Below are 16,696 nucleotides of genomic sequence, written 5' to 3'. Positions count from 1 at the left end.
TTATATTTTAATTGTTATGTTATAACATTTGCTGAATTGGAGATTTAAAATAAAACTTAGCGAGTCGTTATGTCTATTCAAACTCAGCTTCCCGTTACTGTACTTTCGGGCTTTTTAGGTGCCGGAAAAACCACGGTTTTAAACCATATTTTGAATAATCGCGATGGATTAAGAGTGGCGGTTATTGTTAATGACATGAGTGAAATCAACATTGATGCTGCTACGGTGAAAAATGAAGTTAGCTTTAATCGAGCCGAAGAAAAGCTAGTTGAAATGAGCAACGGCTGTATTTGCTGCACGTTGCGAGAAGACCTGCTTGAAGAGATAGAGCGTTTGGCGCACGAAGGGAAATATGATTACCTGGTTATAGAATCTACAGGTATTTCAGAGCCGTTACCTGTAGCAGAAACATTCACATTTGCCGATGAAAACGGTAAAAGCTTATCGGAAATATCACGCCTCGATACCATGGTTACCGTTGTAGATGCCTTGAATTTTCTTAAGGACTATGACGAAGCCAAGTTTCTGAACGAAGTAGGAGAAAGCTTGGGTGAAGAAGACGAGCGAAGCGTTGCAGATTTATTGGTAGAGCAAGTGGAATTTGCGGATATTTTGCTAATAAGTAAAACCGACCTTATCTCTGAACAAGAGTTGGCGCGCCTTAAAAGTATTCTGCAAACCCTTAATACCGAGGCTATTCAAGTGCCCATTGAGCATGGAAAAGTGCCCCTCGATAAAGTGCTAAACACAGGGCGATTTAGCTTTGAGCGTGCTCAGCAATCGCCCGGTTGGCTGAAAGAAATGCGTGGCGAGCACGTACCAGAGACTGAAGAGTTTGGCATAAGCAGCTTTTCGTATGAAGCGAGACGTCCGTTTGATCCGCAGAAGTTTTATGATTTTATCCATAGTAAAGACATTGCAGGTAAGTTAATTCGTTCAAAAGGCTTTTTCTGGTTGGCAACTCGCCCTCAATTAGCTGGTAGCTGGAGCCAAGCTGGCGGTATGGCGAGATACGGGGCTGCTGGGCTGTTTTGGAAAGCCGTACCCAAAGAGCAGTGGCCTGAAGACACTGAATACCTTAAAGCGATTGAAGAACAATGGATGGAGCCTTTCGGTGATATGCGTCAAGAGCTGGTGTTTATTGGGCAAGGGCTCAATAAAAACGACATTATCGAGCGGCTAGACAGTTGCTTGTTAACTGACGAGCAGCTTATTCAAGGCCATCATGTTTGGGCTGAAATGCCTGATCCATTTCCTGCGTGGGAGCACTAGTATGCAGGCGCTACAAGACTACAATACCGTATTCGAACGTAGCAGTTCTTGGCGCTCATGCGCCGATGCTATGGTGTTAGGCGATATCTTTGAAAAAGGGATCAGTGTAGCTATATGGACAAGGCCCGAAGCGCCACTCATCTCGCAATATTATGACGACATTTTTAAATCATTAGGAATGGGGATTCGCGGTGTTTTCTCTTTAACATCACTGAAAGAAGAAATCGCAAAGCTTTTACCTAATGGAAAAAGTAGTGCCGGGAAGCAGGCTGCCATTGACGATATTTATTTGCTGTCTGACATGCTCACCACGTTATTTGACTGTGACAGCGTGGGCGTAAGGTTAGTGCCCCTTTCATCAGCAATGTGCCCAAGCTTTCATGTGGACAATATACCTGTTCGATTGGTGAATACCTATTTGGGCGAAGGTACAGAGTGGCTGCCGAAAGAAAGTGTGGTATCTAGCCCGATGATTGGCCTTAATGACGCGAATACGCAAGGGCTTACGAAAAATCGGTTGGGGCAGCACTATCAAGAAAACAGCGTTAGGCAAATGAGCGCATTCGATGTGGGTTTACTTAAAGGAAAAGCGTGGCAGGGTCATGAAGAATTTGCTGCGGTCCACCGTTCTTGCAAAGTAATGCCTGAAACTCAACGCGTACTGCTTACTCTTGACCCCATGTAAGATGCTATGAGCATGGTGTAACGTTAAGAGCCATATGAAGTTTATTACCGCTCACTTTGGCGCTATCACTTTTTCTTTGAGTTTTCCCTTGTGATAGCGCTTTTTTCTTTCTCTGTACTTGTTTCGGAGTTTTTTTGGTACTGGCTTTTTCAATATTAGCTTTCTCGGTACGTAGCCCAGCTACTCTTCTTAAATGTTCGCCTTTAAGCTGTGAAGTTTAGAGCTATTTGACTAACAAATATACAGGCGCTACGACGTAGCTAGAGAAGACATAAAGCTAGCGGCTTCAACATATACCTTTAAACATTATAGTCTTTCATATTCAACGTATTTTGAATACTAGGAATGCGTTCTTCTGCATGGTGATTTACATACAACAGGGTACTCGTACCTGCCTTAGCCAATATGTCTATAAGTTTAAGCGCTTTTTGGCGGTTAAAGTCGTCTAAGCCATTGCAAGGTTCATCCAAAATAAGCACGGCGGGGTGCTTAACCATAGAACGTGCAATAAGTACTAATCGCTGGTCACCAAAAGACAGTGACTGAAATGGCGTGTTCTTTTTCTGTTTCAAACCCAGTACTTCAAGCCACTGCTCTGCCACCATGCGCTCCGCTAGCGTGGGGCGGGTGTACAGACCAATACTGTCGTGAAAGCCTGAAATAATAACGTGCTCTACACTTGCATTCACTTTGTACTGCATGTGGAGCGCGTTAGACATAATTCCAATGTGCTTTTTAATGTCCCATATGCTCTCGCCTGTACCACGTTTTATGCCAAACATTGTTAAGTCGTTGGTATAACAATGGGAATTATCACCAGTAAACATTTGAAGCAAACAGGTTTTGCCTGAACCGTTAGGGCCAGTGATCTGCCAGTGCTCATTTTTATAAAGCGTAAAGTTAAGCTTTTCAAATATGGTTCGCTCATCGAAACGTACGAACCCATCTTTAAGCTGAATTAAGGTATGAGGCAGTAAATCTAACTCACTGTTCTGCTTTTTGTGCTTGGAGTCACCGCCGTGTTTGTCATTAGCATTAAGCGCATGAGGTACATCGATATCATCAGACTCTAGCGCAAACCACGTACTTAATTCAGAGCGTAAGTCGGTGTAACTGAGTTTGCCCTCAGATTTCCAAGTAATGGCCAAATCATCCATTACAATTAACTGGGCTTGAATGTTATTGGGAATATCTGCGAGTTTATTAGCGGTAAGCACCAGTGAGGCCTGTTGCTGAGAAACAATGAAGCGACTAAAGGCGCTGATAGCTTCCACATCTAAGCCTTCGAAAGGTTCATCAAGCAAAATAATAGAGGCATTACTTAACCATGCCAGCATGATAATAATCTTGCGGGTTTCACCTGTTGAAAGTGAAAGAAACCCATTATCTAGCAAATGCTCAATTCTAAGCGCAGAGGCTAGCTCGTTGTAATACCGATGACTTTGATAATCTTTATTGATGCCCGCGAATAGTTCTCGAACTGAAGTTGGCTGGGCTATTACGTCTAAAATATCCGCACTGTCTTTTTGTTTTTCTTCTTCAATTAACGCTTGCTGTTTAAAAACCGATACTTCTGCAACAACCGAATTACATTCACGACTACCGCTTACGACCTTTCCGTTACCAGCAAGGGCGGAAATCAAAAGCGACTTCCCGCTACTATTTTTACCAGCAATTAGAAAGTGTGAAGGTGCGTTTTCAGTACAGAGTGATATTGAAAATGCCGGGGTAATGTATTGATTAGAAAGCTTTGTTTGAAATTCGGAAAGATACAGCATTAAAGATCGCGAATAAATATGAGGTAGAACCATTGTGATGTTTTCTGGTTATGTGTCAATGGTGAATAAGACTTTCTGAAGAAAGAGTCAGCTGGTAAGTTAGTCTTATAAAGTAAATGCAGCATTGGATACTTGGTAAGGGAATAAATTAGTGAGCAAGGTAGTCATTATAACTGGGGCGAGCCGCGGTATCGGTGCCGCAACCGCTAAACTGTTGGGGTGTAGCGAGTATAAGGTTTGCGTTAATTACCTAACAGATAAAAACGCAGCTGATAGTGTGTGCGGCTCTATAAACGAAAATGGTGGCGTTGCATTTGCCCATAAAGCCGATGTTTCCGATGAAGCGCAAGTGCTAGACATGTTCGAGTACGTAAGGAATCAATGGGGTGAGGTAACCCATTTGGTTAACAATGTGGGTGTTTTATTCACCAAAACTGAGTTAATTAACGTCAGTGCAGAGCGCTTCACCAAAGTACTTAACACCAATGTGCTTAGCGCATTCTTGTGTTCAAAAGCTTTTGTTAAACAAAACGTTGCAGGAGGTGCAATCGTCAATGTTTCGTCCATAGCCTCTCGTACTGGCGCTCCTTTTGAATACGTTGACTATGCAACGTCGAAAGGGGCAATGGATTCATTTACTAAAGGACTTTCATTAGAACTTGCTGCGAAGCACATTCGTGTGAACAGCGTTCGGCCTGGTTTTATTCAAACCGATATTCACGCGGATGGCGGTGAACCTGGCAGAGTAGAGCGGTTAAGCTCACAAATTCCTATGCAGAGGGGCGGTACAGCAGATGAAGTCGCACAGGCGATAGCCTGGCTTCTATCACCTCAGTCTTCATATGTTACTGGGTCCTTTATTGATTTAGCGGGTGGGAAGTAACGCGCATGGTAGCACTCAGAGATTTTAAAATGGGCGATGTGGATAGACTGGTAGATATTTTAAATCAACCGTCGGTTACTCAATTTCTTTCGACAAAAATTCCTAACCCTTATACCAAAGAAGATGCCATGTGGTGGGTTCAAGAGGGTAGTACCCAAGGCTTTATAAGAGCTGTTGAGTATGAGGGCGAGTTAGTAGGGTGTATTGGTGTTAACCCAGGTAACTTTGAATATGAGAGGTCTGGAGAAGTTGGGTATTGGCTTTGCTCATCATATTGGCGAAAAGGCATTATGCGCGAGGCGCTGCGCCAGATTATTGCGCTTACTTTCTCAAACACAAATATAGAGCGCATTTTTGCCTGCGTATTTTCATCCAATTTTGCTTCGCAAAAGCTGCTGCTAAATGCAGGGTTCAAGCAGGAAGCAATATTGCAACGCGCCATTTTCAAAGATGGACAGTTTTACGATAGCCATATTTTTACCACTTTGAGATAGCTAGAAGGAAATTCCCCGATAAAGTGTTTATCTGAGTCCGAGAAAACAACCTTCGAAAGGTGCAACCTATAAAAAGGAACTTTTGTGAAAAAAACGATCATATCAATTTTACTAATTGTTCTGGTATTCATTTGCGCGGGGCTAGTAATTCCAGAAAAACTTGTAATTCCTGTAGAGGGGGCATCCTCTAACGACTGGAATCACAACACGTTTTGGTATGAGCCATGGGGCAGCTCTGGTGTGCACAAAGGTGTAGACATCTTCGGTGTAAAAGGCACGCCTGTTCAATCCGCTACCTCTGGCTACGTTATCTACACAGGTGAATTGGGAAAAGGAGGGAACGTTGTCGCGGTTCTTGGCCCCAAGTGGCGTGTGCATTATTACGCTCACATGCAAGAAGTTACAGTTGAGAAAGGGACTTGGTTATCGCAAAAAGATAAAGTGGGAACCCTTGGCGATACTGGCAATGCCAAAGGTAAGCAGCCACACCTTCACTACTCGATAGTTTCTCTTATTCCTTTGCCATGGAAAGCAACATCTGAAACTCAAGGTTGGAAAAAAATGTTTTTTCTTAATCCTCACGAGAAGTTACTTTAGGCGCAGATGCAAGGATGAAGGCTTTTTTAGGTAAATACATACTTCATATTGATGGTTTTGCAGGAACGAGTGTTGGGCTATTGCTTCTGTTTTTCCAAGATATAGCGAGCGACTTCTACCAACTGCCGAAAGGGCTAATTCTATTCTTAGCGGGTGCTAATGTATGCTATGGCATATACGCATTGAGGCTTGCCCTTATACGCAATAGATCACTTAACCAAGTAGCAGCTTTAGCTATTGCCAATTTTCTTTGGGCAATTGTATGTGTAGGAGTTATCCTCACTTACTTCGAACAAGCGAGTATATTCGCACTGCTATTTATTTGTGTAGAGTGCATATTTGTAGCGATGCTTGGTTTGTGTGAATGGCGCTATAGATTTTTATTAATTTCTAGTATCCAGTATTCGCGTGGATAACAAACACGGTGTGTAACCGCACTAATTCTATTTATCACCTTACTTGAACATAAAATTTACGGCTGTTTTTATTCCTCTACAGAGCAGCAACGAGCATCGAATACAACGCGCTTGGAATTTTTCGAAGAGAAAGGCAGCGATGTTATGTGTTAGCTAACATTCAGATCTACGCGTTCGTTATATTAGTATAGCTAGAGTAAAAGCCATTAAACGTGGTAGTAGGCGAGCCAAGCTGAGTTACGCCTTCTTTAAGCGGTCATATCGAAGAAGTTGCGGTTAACTCGGAATGGTGTCGCTACTTTGCATGAGCGACAGGCATACGTTATTTTACCATACTAATTGTTATCAATTTTAAACTTAAGAGAGATTATGAGTATTACTAACTTGCTTGGCGACAAGCAAAGATTCGATGTAAAACCTGACGATACGACTATGAAGGCTGTGGTGACCATGGCGAACGGTGGTTACGAGCAGTTAAATTACACCGATGTCCCCATGCCAAAACCACTTGCTGGCGAGGTGCTGGTTCAGGTTTTAGCAGCAGGTGTCAATAATACAGAAATTAATACTCGGTTAGGTTGGTATTCTTCTAAAGTCACTCAAGGCACCGACGCGTTGGACGAAAATGACGATGAGAAATCGAGCGCAGCAGAAGAGTTAGACGGTGGATGGAATGAACAAACCCCTTTTCCGTTTATCCAAGGAACTGACTGTTGTGGGCGAATCGTTGCGGTGGGGGAAGGCGTGGACCCTACACGTATAGGAGAGCGAATTTTGATACGTTCTTGTATCCGCAAAGACTCTTGGGACTCATTAGAGAATATTTGGATGGCGTCAGACTTCGATGGCGCTTTCGCACAGTACGTAAAAATAACGGCGAGCGAAGCCTTCGCTGTCGAGTGCGACTGGTCGGATGCCGAACTCGGAACAATACCTTGTGCCTATGGCACTGCTGAAAATATGGTTCATCGAGCCGGCGTTTCTAAAGGGGAGCATGTTTTGGTGACTGGGGCTTCTGGTGGCGTAGGTTCCGCTGTTGTGCAGTTAGCTAAACGCCGTAGTGCGACAGTTACCGCGGTTGTTGGTAAAGATAAAATGGACGTACTTAAGGATATAGGTGCAGACCGCGTTATCGAACGCAACAGCGATCTAATTGAAGTGTTAGGAGAAAAGTCGGTTGATGTAGTTATCGATAACGTTGCAGGTGAAGGATTCACTCAAATGTCCGTAGTTATGAAACGTGGTGGTCGCTATGCTTCTTCCGGCGCTATAGCAGGGCCAATAGTTACGCTTGATATGCGCAACTTTTACTTAAAAGATCTTACCTTTATTGGTTGTACTGCATGGGACGAGCCGGTTTTCCCGAATCTTATTTCTTATATCGAACGCGGTGAAATAAAACCTATGTTAGCTAGAACTTACCCGCTAAAAGATATCGTAACTGCTCAAAAAGATTTCTCTGAGAAAAAGCACGTGGGTAAAATTGTGTTGTTGCCACCTGAGCAAACGCCACCACAGCAAGATTTTATCGATAGCTTAAAGCAATAAAGACTCTGTTTCTGTTGTAAGTTGAATTTGTTGAATGATAACAAAACGCCCGCTACACGCGGGCGTTTTAACGATTATTAGGCTTACTGATAAGCACCGCTAGCGTAGTGAAGTTCGTAGCTGTGGCTGTAAATTTCGATGATGTTACCGAACGGGTCTTCCATATAAATCATACGATATGGCTTTTCACCCGGGTAATAGTAGCGAGGCTTTTCCATACGGCGCTTACCGCCGGCATCCACAATTTTCTGCGCCAGTTCTTCAACATTTGGATCTTGAACTGCGAAGTGAAACACACCCGTTTCCCAATATTTGAAGTTATTGTCAGGGTTTTTCTGTTGTTCAAATTGGAACAGCTCAATACCTATCTTATCGCTGGTCGACATATGAGCAATTTTATAGCTGCCCCATCCCTTGCCGAATACGTCGGTCGACATTTTGCCAATTGCGCTGTTATCTTCTTGCACACTAGTCGGCCCCATTATGGTGTACCAACCCAGTACTTCACTATAAAACTCTACCGCTTTTTCTAAATCTGGTACCGAAATACCAATGTGAGAAAAGGCACGTGGATAAGCCGTTTGTGAGGCTTGCTCTTCTTTCGTCATTGTTTCCTGCGCAGCATTTGCAGTATATGTCGGTAGAGTGATTACCGATAAACTCGCCATCATTAATAGCCACTTCTTCATCATAACTTCCTTAACTGTTGTATTACTGTAAACCGGGCAAGCGCCCTTGATTGACCGATATACTAATTTCTAAAGTTATTAACTTGAAATTATGGATTATTATTATTTTGATAAAATTAAATTATCAATGTGGCTTTTAATTGGATAATTGCGCTGGGTGAACAGCAAGAAGGATGTGCGCGTATAGTCTCAAATTCCAGCTCGAACAAATACACGTCTAAAAGCTGTCATTTTACTTTGTGTTCGTTGTTAAGCCTTTTATTGCCCCTGTACCTGCAAGGTTCATCAAGCGACGAAATCTTGGGCATTCTAAGTGGCTTGGTGCTGTGCAGGCTGCCGCATGTTGCAGACCATCACGCATGGCTGTGAGCTTTTTAATTGTTCCGTCTAGTTCATTAGCTTTTCTCAGTAAAAGCTCACGATCAATTTCAGGCTTTGGCTCGTTCCCCAAAATGCCCGCAATCTCTTCTAAAGAAAAACCTGCAGCCCGACCTAATGCAATTAACTCAAGGCGCTCTAGTACATTCGGACTAAACACGCGACGTATACCTTGCCTGCCAATAGAAGTGATAAGACCTTTCTCTTCATAAAACCGCAGCGTAGATGCTGAAACTCCGGACTTTTTTGCAACTTGAGATATTTCCATACACTTTTCCAAAGGTTCGCTTGACTTAAAGTTAACTTGAAGTTGTAGGCTATCACCTCTAATTAATTGTAACTAGCTGTTGAGTGTGAATATGCAGAATATTGTTTTTATCGTGCTAATTGGTATTGGGGCTACCCTAGTGATGGATTTATGGGCGCTGCTAAGGCAACAACTGTTTGGTATTGCTCCAACAAATTGGGGCATGGTAGGGCGTTGGATAGGGCACATGAGAAAAGGGCAGTTCTCGCATATTTCTATTGTAAATGCTGATGCTGTGAGTGGTGAGAAGATCATTGGGTGGACAGCGCATTACGTAATTGGTATTGGCTATGCGGTGTTACTTTTTCTTATATTTGGAGAGGCTTGGTTGTTCGAGCCGACACTAGGTCCAGCATTGGTGCTCGGTATCGCTACGGTCGTTGCACCGTTCTTTATATTGCAGCCCGGAATGGGCGTAGGAATTGCTGCGTCGAAAACGCCTAATCCTAGCGCTGTCCGTCTACACAGCTTTTTAAACCATGCAGCATTTGGCTTAGGGTTGTACCTTTCGGCATTGGTTCTTAGTTCCGTCCTGTCCTTATAGTCATGGAGTTGGTCGAGCGGTAAATACAAATAAAAGCTGCAGAATGCCAGACAGAATCTGTTTAGGGAAGGCATTAGCTAGTAAAATAAACGGCGACTGGGGTTATTCAGTTGGCGATTATTACAGTTGATGCCTTACCTTTTCTGACGCCAAGAAATGTAGCAAAGTGTTGATTATCTTCACTGTATAGCCTAACAAAGCCTCCTTGCATACTGGAGGATATGTCTGAATCAAACATTAAGTCATCTACTAGACTATTTAATATTTCAGCGTCATCTGACGCCACCTCTATTGCACAAAGGTCATTATTGCAAACGGCCTCATGATACAGTGCAGCGTCTTGCTCATTTAGTTTGTCGATAAGTGAATCTTGCAGATCGCTTTCTATTGAAAGGGTCTCACTAGTCTTTGGAGCAAACTTTATCGTCTCAACAAGGCCCCTTAATTCTGTAATAGTTAAAGAGCCTAAGCGCTTAGTATCTAATGTGGCAATGTCGTTATTGACCTGCAAAATGTGACTTGTATCGTCAATGGGTTCTTCTGGTTCAATCAAAGCGTGAACATTGGTTTCATCACTAGTTAGCTTTTCATTTTTTAGCTCAGCGACAGTATCAATTTTCGTCACCATAAGTTCTTCCGCTGAAGTTAGTGCCTGAAACGAAGTTGAACCTGACTTATCCGCGAGGGGCACTGCTGTATTGTTCAGGTTAGTTGCGTGGTCTTTCTTCTGAATACCTGGCTCACTGGTTAACGAGCCGATAAAGTAACCCACAGTAGTGAACAATACTGCGGTCAAAACAAAAGAGAGTTTTTTCAATATAAATATCCTTATTTCAATAACTGAAAGATGATGTGCTTGTTGTGGGGAAGATTACCTCTGTCAAAAGCGCTATTCCGTATGCTCCTAACCAACAGTTCCTGTAAAGCGTGTCACTGTACTTTAAGATTAAAATACGAACCAAGAACAACATATCACAATGAATAACGAGATTACTTACCACAATTGCTTATAAGAAAGTTTAAATTACCAATACAGCCACAATTATCTATTTGTTCTTAATAATTAACCGGAAAAAGAAAACAGGATGAAAATTTCACTGGAAGAAATAAACAAATCTAACTATGAGCAGGTTTGTGACTTGGATGTAGCGGAAAATCAGCAAGGGTTTGTTGCGTGCAATATGTGGTCGTTGGTTGAGTCATTTTACAATGATAACCATACCTGCAAAGCCATTTATTGCAACGACCAGCCTGTAGGGTTCTTCATGTGGGTTCAGGAAACGCCAACTAAGGTGTCCATTTGGCGCTTTATGATTGATGAGAGCCATCAAAATAAAGGAATTGGCAGAGTTGCTTTATCTCAAGCTATCACGCTTATAAAGCAAACTTCCGAGCTCAAATTTATTGAGATATGCTATAACCCTAAGAATCCTGTCGCCAAAGCCTTCTATTCAAGCTTTGGTTTCGAAGAGGTGGGGTTAGATGAAGATGGCGAAGACATGCTTGCTGTTATTGCCGTTTAGCCACGATTTAAATTTAAAGCAGCGAAATGCGAGGGAGCTCAAGATATGGACGTCATAGATATTAAGACTTTTATTCCAAGCAAAAACTACGACATTTCTAAAGCATTTTATTCTGAGATTGGATTTAATGCAGAATACGTAAACGAAGACCTAACACTGTTTGAAAATTGTGATTGTCTCTTCTTTCTTCAGCGCTTTTATAATCCTGAATTGGCGAATAACTTTATGCTACAAATATGTGTAGCAGACATTCAGGACGCTTTTGATTTGTGCTCACGCTCGTTACATAAAACGAAAATTTCACCAATTGAGCAACAACATTGGGGAAGTGTTTTCTATCTATGGGGCCCGTCGGGCGAACTACTTCACATTACCGAATTAGGTAGCTAGCTTTTGCGAAAATGAGGGGCGGAATGACCAATGATGCATACGAATTACACCATTAAAGAAAGCCCTCCGTCGGTTGAAGACTTTGCCAGTTTAAGAAAATTGATTGGATGGAGTAACCCGTGTCTATCGGTTGTTCAAAAAAGTATTGATGCCTCGTTGTTTTGGGCAACAATTTACTTCGATAACAATCTTGTAGGTTGTGGTCGAGTGATTGGCGATGGCGCAATGTATTTTTATATTCAAGACGTCATTATTCATCCAGAACATCAGAATAAAGGTTTGGGATCGAAAATAATGAACACGTTGATTAGACATTTAGAGTCTTGCTGCGCACCTGGCGCAACGATTGGTTTGTTGGCTGCGCACGGTAAAGAGAGTTTTTATCTTAAATTCGGTTTTGAACCTCGTGATGGTGAAAGTTTAGGTTTAGGCATGTGCAGGTTTATTTAGCTAATTGGTCATTAACGCGGCATGAGAGTCTCAGGAGTCCTCAAGTTTTTTAGTCACTTGGCATTATGATAATTGCCTATTAATTATCGGCAGCTTTCTGTCCTAAGGCGGCAAGTCCCCTCCGCTTTTTATGAATTGGATGGCGATGGATATTAAATTCCTTCAGCACTGAAAAACTATATCCCCCTGAAATTAGCCGCCTTATCTAACACGCTTAAAAGTAGCGTTCTCAATGCTACTTGTAGTCTCTCTTTGGTGTGAATTTTGCAGAAGCCTGTTTAAAGACACTGAAAATGTCGGTTTGCGTAGTAGCTGATCACTGTTTTTCGATGAGTTTTTGCTTCTTTCCGATAGAAATTTGACGTTTTTCACTGGACACGTGTAATGAAAAGTATGACAAAACCTGTCTCTCACGCTTTGCTGACAGAAAATGGTCGCTTAGTCGCGAAAGCCTTGGCATATACCGCGCTTCTATTGGGCTTACTCTCTGGTTGCTCTTCATCTGACGAACCTAAGAGTCAATTTGCGCAAACCGATGCCAGCGACGTATCGGCATTGGGGAATGTGGAATACCATACCTATATGTTGGCAAACGAACTTTTTGCGGATGTGGGTCCAGCACGTCAGTCTCGCTATGCGGTAGTTGGCTTTGTACCTGCCGATACTATGAAATACAGTGCTGATCATCAACATCCGTTAATGTTGTTGGGCCATCAGCTTGAACAGGGAATGATCACTGAGGCCACGAAAAGAGGCTTTTCTACTCAAGAATTTAAGCTTTCGAACGATATAATTGTGAGTGACGAGAGCGACAGAGTATTAACCCGCGATATCGACCAGCTTTCCAATATTGAGCGCGTCGATTTTTATATTACCGGCACCATGGTGTATCAAGAGTCTGGTGCGGTGGTTAACGCTCGAATTATCAACGCTAGAAATAAAAACATTGTCGCTGCAGCAACACGTTTTTTCCCTGCCGAACTGTTTTGGCGCGAAGAACAAGTAACCACCAGAAACGGCAAGTTATACAGAACTGAAGGTACGAGGTAACCCCATGAAAAGACGAAATCAATACGCGGCGCTTTCGCTTTGTGCTTCACTGCTAAGCGTTAGCGGGTGTTCTATGATGATGGGGGAAGAAGAGGTAGCCGAACAAGCGCCTCAGCGCCCGGCCATGAATGTGATTGATATTACTGCCGCCGACCGCGCTCCTTCAAAGCCAATTGAAAATACCAGTGATACCCAGTCTCAGGGTATGGACGCGTACGGCGCTATCGGTCAACCTCCTTTGTATTCGAGCGTACAGGGCGCGTATAAAGGTCGACCTCTAACCAAGCATATTGGCGACTATGTGAAGAACATGGCGCAAGACTTAATTGCCAATATGGAATATGTGAATAACAAGACACCTATTGGTGTAACCCATTTCGCACTACTAGATACTGACTTGCAGAAAACAGATTTGCTTGGCCGTCAGATGGCCGAATCTTTTGTTCACGAACTGCATAAATTCCGCGTGCCGGTTATCGACTTCAAAGCCACCGAGTATATTCGCATTACTGACGATGGTGATTTTGTATTAAGCCGAGACTATTTAGAATTGAGCAGCAGCCTTCCTATTGAATACGTGTTAACCGGAACGATGACCAAGCACCAAGGTGGCGTGTTAGTTAACGCCCGTATTTTAGGCATGGAGTCGCGCGCAGTGGTGGCAACTGCGCAAATGTTGGTGCCGTTCTACGTAGTAGATGCACTTATTCCAAGTGACGGTAGCCAGCAAAACGGTATGCGCGATGGCGTTAAGCTAAGTCGCGGCTAGGAGTTTCAGCATGGTGTTTACAAAGAAGCTTGTGCCTAGCAGTTGGTTAGCGGTTGGCGTAATGCTAAGTGTATGTATGACAGGGTGCACTAGCACGGAATCTATTGGCTCGTTTTGGTTAGGTGAAGACGGTGAAATTACGCATCACGCCGAGCCAGTACCTGTACCGAGCCGTTCAGGGTTAGAGTACACACCAGATTCTCGCGATAGACAATATCAACAGCACGTGGAAGTCGAACCCGGCTATAAAGACCCACTACACCATGGCTATTCACCTTCACAAACGCATAAGCGCTTAAATGATTACGCCTCGCAACTTGCGATGGAATTAATGGACAATGCAACCCGCCTCACGCAGCAAGATATGGTGGGTGTGGCGAGTTTTGTGAGGCTTAATCAGTCGTTGAGCGACAGCACCGTGTTAGGCAATCAGCTTTCAGAATATTTAATAGCCGAGCTGCAAGACTTTGGGTTAGCGGTTGTCGACTTTAAGCTTGCAGGTGGCATTACCGTAACGCCTGTTGGCGATTTCGTACTTACTAGAGATGGTACTGCACTCGCTAAACAGGTTGAAATGGACCATGTTGTAACCGGCACCATCATTGAAGATGACAGAGGCGTCCGCGTAAACGCCCGTATCGTGTCGCTGGAAAATAAACAAGTGGTAGCAAGCGCCAACGTATACATTCCTGCGTTTATCGTGATGGATTTAAATAAAATGGCTAGCGTAAACTAGCCATTTACTTCGATTGTGCTCTGGTTTCGAAAGCGAACTCCTTTCATGTTCGCTTTAAATCCTCTAAACATCTGATCTTTTGTGTCTTGCACAGTAGAATTTTCACAAAGGCCCTCTGGTTTATTAACCCTGACTTCTAATTGCTTCGCGAGTCATAAAGCGGCTTGTGTTTACAGCATTAAGCAGTTCATTGCTTAAAGGTAGCGGCTCCTTACATAAACTGCTCACCAAGACCTCTGCCATTAAAGGCGCTGTGGTTAACCCTCGTGACCCTAAGCAAGTAAGGGTGGAAACTACGCTGCTTGGCAACACTGGCGCGCTAGTCAACGGTTTGCCCACGCCTAGCATAGTGTAGTGCTCTTTTAATGAGTCAAAATTATGTAGTGCACCGACAACAGGCTGGTGGTCGGGTGAACCTAAACGGGTAGCCGCTCTGGCTTTACCGTCATGTTGTAATGCTTGCACGATGTCGGTGTTTGCTAGCGCCTGTTCATGTGTAGCAAGGTTCATTTCAGTTTCATCGCTTCTCACATCGGTACTTAAGTCGTTTTTAACGTAGGTTGAACCTAACGCATGCCGACCTTCGAATACAGGTGTCATATAGCCTTTGTGACACAACACAGTGTTAAGCTGTTCAATTGGCATTTGGGTGGGAATAGCTTCAACCTGTCCGCGAACAGGGCGAAGGGACAGACTGTCAAAATCGCTAGCGTGTACCGCACCTGCGCCAAGGGCAAGGATAAGGTGATCGGCAGTAATAACTTCTTCACTCTCAGCGCTATCTAAGTTAAAACGAATCTGCACCTGCTGCTTTGTTGTCTCAATTGCCTCATGAGATACATAGGTATGATTGGGTTTCAGCGTGAGTCTGCCACTTTGAAGTGCTTCTTCAATCATGGCAGTAACTAGCTGCGGAGGAGAAAGCCAACCGCCGAGGCCAATGTATAAGCCAGAGTAGGGAAGAGTTAGGTTAGCGATATCGCTCACTTCTTTGCTGTCTACGGACTTAATTAAAGCTTCAGGCCATACGTCGGCTGCTGCTAGTTTATTTTGACGCTCTGCTACCTTGTCGTTAAAGCTCAGTTGAATAACGCCACAGAAATCATGGGCAACGTCGGATAGGCCACAGGTTTTTGCATGTTCAATAGTGTGGTCGTAGGCTTGTCTAGCATACAAAAAACTGTGCGCCTGAATGCGGCTGGCAATACTTGCTTCGCTATGAAGCTGCGGGTAAAAACCGCCTTGCGGGTTGCCAGACGCGCCGCTTGCAAGGGTGTCACCATCAAAATACAAAGTAGTGCTAATGCCGCGTTTTACTAAAGCCAGACATGCCGTAGCTGCTGCAAGGCCGGAGCCTACTACTGCGACTTCACTTGTTTTATCTAAACTGCCGTTAACGTACCTGTAATAGGGGCCAGCAGGCAGACGAAGTTTATGCTGCACATTATCATGGTCTTGGTCAAAAACGCCGGTCAACATGTCGCGCTTACGGCCAAAACCGTTGCGTTTTTTAATGGTAAAACCCACACCAGCTAGCCCACGTTTTACGATGCCTGCGGCGGTAAAGGTTCCAAAGGTTGTACCTGTTTTTGACAAGCGAGCCATTTGGCTAAACAGTGCATCAGTCCACATATCAGGGTTTTTGCTTGGTGCAAAACCATCTAAAAACCAGGCATCGATGAGGCCATTTACAGGGGAATGCCATTGAGGCAAAAGCTCGTGCACATCACCAATCCATAAGTCGAGTGTGGTTGAATGGTTATCAAAATGAAGGCGATGACAACCTTCAAGGCCCATGGGGTAAAGTGAAGCGAGTGCTTGCGCTTCGTCTTTGAGGGCAGGAAAAGCTTCTAGTGCACGCTGCATATCCTGTTGAGGTAGTGGAAACTTTTCCGTGGTAATAAAATACAGGCGCTTTAACGGATGATCAGGGTTTGCTGCTTTAAATTCGTTAAAGGCGCGCATGGCAACCAAAAAGTTCAGCCCAGTTCCAAAACCTGTTTCGGCAATGACAAAAGTTGGATTGCACCACTGTTGCCAGCGCTCAGCAAGGTCATTGCCTGCAACAAAAACGTGTTGGGTTTCATCAATTCCACTGTCGTTAGAAAAATAAACGTCGTCAAAATGGTCGGCGACAGGCGTACCGCTCTCATTAAAATGAACCTGTGCATGCTTAGATTTCACTGT

General features: G+C 43.7%; 18 protein-coding genes and 1 pseudogene. 14 read left to right on the top strand and 5 right to left on the bottom strand.

What is annotated here, in order from left to right:
- Window positions 1-69: 69 nt before the first annotated feature.
- The gene (zigA, locus tag E5672_RS15065; RefSeq protein WP_136782943.1) at window positions 70-1,272 is read left to right on the top strand and encodes a zinc metallochaperone GTPase ZigA; all 1,203 of its coding nucleotides are present in this window, start codon (window positions 70-72) and stop codon (window positions 1,270-1,272) included.
- Window position 1,273: 1 nt separating this feature from the next.
- A complete protein-coding gene (locus tag E5672_RS15060) occupies window positions 1,274-1,957 on the top strand; it encodes a DUF1826 domain-containing protein (RefSeq protein WP_136782942.1) in 684 nt (227 codons plus the stop codon).
- A gap of 299 nt (window positions 1,958-2,256) precedes the next feature.
- Here E5672_RS15060 and E5672_RS15055 read toward each other — a convergent pair whose 3' ends face one another.
- Window positions 2,257-3,768, bottom strand: a complete 1,512-nt coding sequence (locus E5672_RS15055) for an ATP-binding cassette domain-containing protein (RefSeq protein ID WP_136782941.1) — start codon at window positions 3,766-3,768, stop codon at window positions 2,257-2,259.
- Window positions 3,769-3,886: 118 nt separating this feature from the next.
- Here E5672_RS15055 and E5672_RS15050 point away from each other — a divergent pair, with 118 nt between their 5' ends.
- From E5672_RS15050 to E5672_RS15030, 5 genes are all read left to right on the top strand, one after another.
- Complete coding sequence (locus E5672_RS15050; protein WP_136782940.1) at window positions 3,887-4,618, top strand: SDR family oxidoreductase; 732 nt, start codon at window positions 3,887-3,889, stop codon at window positions 4,616-4,618.
- Window positions 4,619-4,623: 5 nt separating this feature from the next.
- The gene (locus E5672_RS15045) at window positions 4,624-5,112 is read left to right on the top strand and encodes a GNAT family N-acetyltransferase (protein ID WP_240692247.1); all 489 of its coding nucleotides are present in this window, start codon (window positions 4,624-4,626) and stop codon (window positions 5,110-5,112) included.
- 84 nt (window positions 5,113-5,196) lie between these two features.
- Window positions 5,197-5,709 (top strand): M23 family metallopeptidase, encoded by a 513-nt coding sequence (locus E5672_RS15040; protein ID WP_205676501.1) that lies wholly within the window; start codon window positions 5,197-5,199, stop codon window positions 5,707-5,709.
- Window positions 5,710-5,723: 14 nt separating this feature from the next.
- Complete coding sequence (locus E5672_RS15035; RefSeq protein ID WP_205676500.1) at window positions 5,724-6,125, top strand: hypothetical protein; 402 nt, start codon at window positions 5,724-5,726, stop codon at window positions 6,123-6,125.
- A gap of 369 nt (window positions 6,126-6,494) precedes the next feature.
- On the top strand, window positions 6,495-7,673 hold the full coding sequence (locus E5672_RS15030) for an alcohol dehydrogenase family protein (protein WP_136782939.1): 1,179 nt from the start codon (window positions 6,495-6,497) through the stop codon (window positions 7,671-7,673).
- Window positions 7,674-7,756: 83 nt separating this feature from the next.
- Here E5672_RS15030 and E5672_RS15025 read toward each other — a convergent pair whose 3' ends face one another.
- Window positions 7,757-8,281: a lactoylglutathione lyase family protein gene (locus tag E5672_RS15025; protein WP_136783032.1), complete on the bottom strand. Its 525-nt coding sequence runs from the start codon at window positions 8,279-8,281 to the stop codon at window positions 7,757-7,759.
- 313 nt (window positions 8,282-8,594) lie between these two features.
- Complete coding sequence (locus E5672_RS15020) at window positions 8,595-9,008, bottom strand: helix-turn-helix domain-containing protein (RefSeq protein ID WP_136782938.1); 414 nt, start codon at window positions 9,006-9,008, stop codon at window positions 8,595-8,597.
- Window positions 9,009-9,099: 91 nt separating this feature from the next.
- On the opposite strand from E5672_RS15020, the gene E5672_RS15015 reads away from it, so the two are divergent.
- On the top strand, window positions 9,100-9,591 hold the full coding sequence (locus tag E5672_RS15015) for a DUF2938 domain-containing protein (RefSeq protein ID WP_136782937.1): 492 nt from the start codon (window positions 9,100-9,102) through the stop codon (window positions 9,589-9,591).
- 106 nt (window positions 9,592-9,697) lie between these two features.
- Here E5672_RS15015 and E5672_RS15010 read toward each other — a convergent pair whose 3' ends face one another.
- Entirely contained in the window at window positions 9,698-10,408 is a 711-nt protein-coding gene (locus E5672_RS15010) for a hypothetical protein (protein WP_136782936.1), read from the bottom strand.
- Window positions 10,409-10,676: 268 nt separating this feature from the next.
- Here E5672_RS15010 and E5672_RS15005 point away from each other — a divergent pair, with 268 nt between their 5' ends.
- The 6 genes and pseudogenes from E5672_RS15005 to E5672_RS14980 all read left to right on the top strand — a co-directional run bounded on the left by E5672_RS15005 (window position 10,677) and on the right by E5672_RS14980 (window position 14,509).
- Window positions 10,677-11,114: a GNAT family N-acetyltransferase gene (locus E5672_RS15005; RefSeq protein ID WP_136782935.1), complete on the top strand. Its 438-nt coding sequence runs from the start codon at window positions 10,677-10,679 to the stop codon at window positions 11,112-11,114.
- Between the two features lie 45 nt (window positions 11,115-11,159).
- Window positions 11,160-11,538: pseudogene (locus tag E5672_RS15000) on the top strand (VOC family protein).
- Complete coding sequence (locus tag E5672_RS14995; RefSeq protein WP_039236431.1) at window positions 11,535-11,954, top strand: GNAT family N-acetyltransferase; 420 nt, start codon at window positions 11,535-11,537, stop codon at window positions 11,952-11,954. The pseudogene E5672_RS15000 and the gene E5672_RS14995 overlap by 4 nt, the downstream one beginning before the upstream one ends.
- A 384-nt stretch (window positions 11,955-12,338) precedes the next feature.
- Window positions 12,339-13,004 (top strand): FlgO family outer membrane protein, encoded by a 666-nt coding sequence (locus E5672_RS14990; RefSeq protein ID WP_136782933.1) that lies wholly within the window; start codon window positions 12,339-12,341, stop codon window positions 13,002-13,004.
- A 4-nt stretch (window positions 13,005-13,008) separates the two neighbouring features.
- Window positions 13,009-13,773 carry a FlgO family outer membrane protein gene (locus E5672_RS14985; protein ID WP_136782932.1) on the top strand — a complete coding sequence of 255 codons (765 nt, stop codon included), beginning with the start codon at window positions 13,009-13,011 and terminating at the stop codon, window positions 13,771-13,773.
- Window positions 13,774-13,783: 10 nt separating this feature from the next.
- The gene (locus tag E5672_RS14980) at window positions 13,784-14,509 is read left to right on the top strand and encodes a FlgO family outer membrane protein (protein WP_136782931.1); all 726 of its coding nucleotides are present in this window, start codon (window positions 13,784-13,786) and stop codon (window positions 14,507-14,509) included.
- Between the two features lie 123 nt (window positions 14,510-14,632).
- Here E5672_RS14980 and mnmC read toward each other — a convergent pair whose 3' ends face one another.
- Window positions 14,633-16,693: a bifunctional tRNA (5-methylaminomethyl-2-thiouridine)(34)-methyltransferase MnmC2/FAD-dependent 5-carboxymethylaminomethyl-2-thiouridine(34) oxidoreductase MnmC1 gene (gene mnmC / locus E5672_RS14975; RefSeq protein WP_136782930.1), complete on the bottom strand. Its 2,061-nt coding sequence runs from the start codon at window positions 16,691-16,693 to the stop codon at window positions 14,633-14,635.
- Between the last annotated feature and the right edge of the window lie 3 nt (window positions 16,694-16,696).

It is taken from the genome of Alteromonas portus, assembly GCF_005117025.1.
In the GTDB taxonomy this organism is placed as follows: domain Bacteria; phylum Pseudomonadota; class Gammaproteobacteria; order Enterobacterales; family Alteromonadaceae; genus Alteromonas; species Alteromonas portus.
This window is presented reverse-complemented; position numbering and strand designations above follow the sequence as displayed.

What these genes read in the sequence shown, in the direction of transcription:
- E5672_RS15005 (WP_136782935.1), top strand. Translation starts at nt 10,677, where the DNA reads ATGAAAATTTCACTGGAAGAAATAAACAAATCTAACTATGAGCAGGTT.
- E5672_RS15020 (WP_136782938.1), bottom strand. Translation starts at nt 9,008, where the DNA reads ATGGAAATATCTCAAGTTGCAAAAAAGTCCGGAGTTTCAGCATCTACG.
- E5672_RS14995 (WP_039236431.1), top strand. Translation starts at nt 11,535, where the DNA reads ATGATGCATACGAATTACACCATTAAAGAAAGCCCTCCGTCGGTTGAA.
- E5672_RS14980 (WP_136782931.1), top strand. Translation starts at nt 13,784, where the DNA reads ATGGTGTTTACAAAGAAGCTTGTGCCTAGCAGTTGGTTAGCGGTTGGC.
- E5672_RS15055 (WP_136782941.1), bottom strand. Translation starts at nt 3,768, where the DNA reads ATGGTTCTACCTCATATTTATTCGCGATCTTTAATGCTGTATCTTTCC.
- E5672_RS14985 (WP_136782932.1), top strand. Translation starts at nt 13,009, where the DNA reads ATGAAAAGACGAAATCAATACGCGGCGCTTTCGCTTTGTGCTTCACTG.
- E5672_RS15015 (WP_136782937.1), top strand. Translation starts at nt 9,100, where the DNA reads ATGCAGAATATTGTTTTTATCGTGCTAATTGGTATTGGGGCTACCCTA.
- E5672_RS15025 (WP_136783032.1), bottom strand. Translation starts at nt 8,281, where the DNA reads ATGACGAAAGAAGAGCAAGCCTCACAAACGGCTTATCCACGTGCCTTT.
- E5672_RS15030 (WP_136782939.1), top strand. Translation starts at nt 6,495, where the DNA reads ATGAGTATTACTAACTTGCTTGGCGACAAGCAAAGATTCGATGTAAAA.
- zigA (WP_136782943.1), top strand. Translation starts at nt 70, where the DNA reads ATGTCTATTCAAACTCAGCTTCCCGTTACTGTACTTTCGGGCTTTTTA.
- E5672_RS15060 (WP_136782942.1), top strand. Translation starts at nt 1,274, where the DNA reads ATGCAGGCGCTACAAGACTACAATACCGTATTCGAACGTAGCAGTTCT.
- E5672_RS15035 (WP_205676500.1), top strand. Translation starts at nt 5,724, where the DNA reads ATGAAGGCTTTTTTAGGTAAATACATACTTCATATTGATGGTTTTGCA.
- E5672_RS14990 (WP_136782933.1), top strand. Translation starts at nt 12,339, where the DNA reads ATGAAAAGTATGACAAAACCTGTCTCTCACGCTTTGCTGACAGAAAAT.
- E5672_RS15045 (WP_240692247.1), top strand. Translation starts at nt 4,624, where the DNA reads ATGGTAGCACTCAGAGATTTTAAAATGGGCGATGTGGATAGACTGGTA.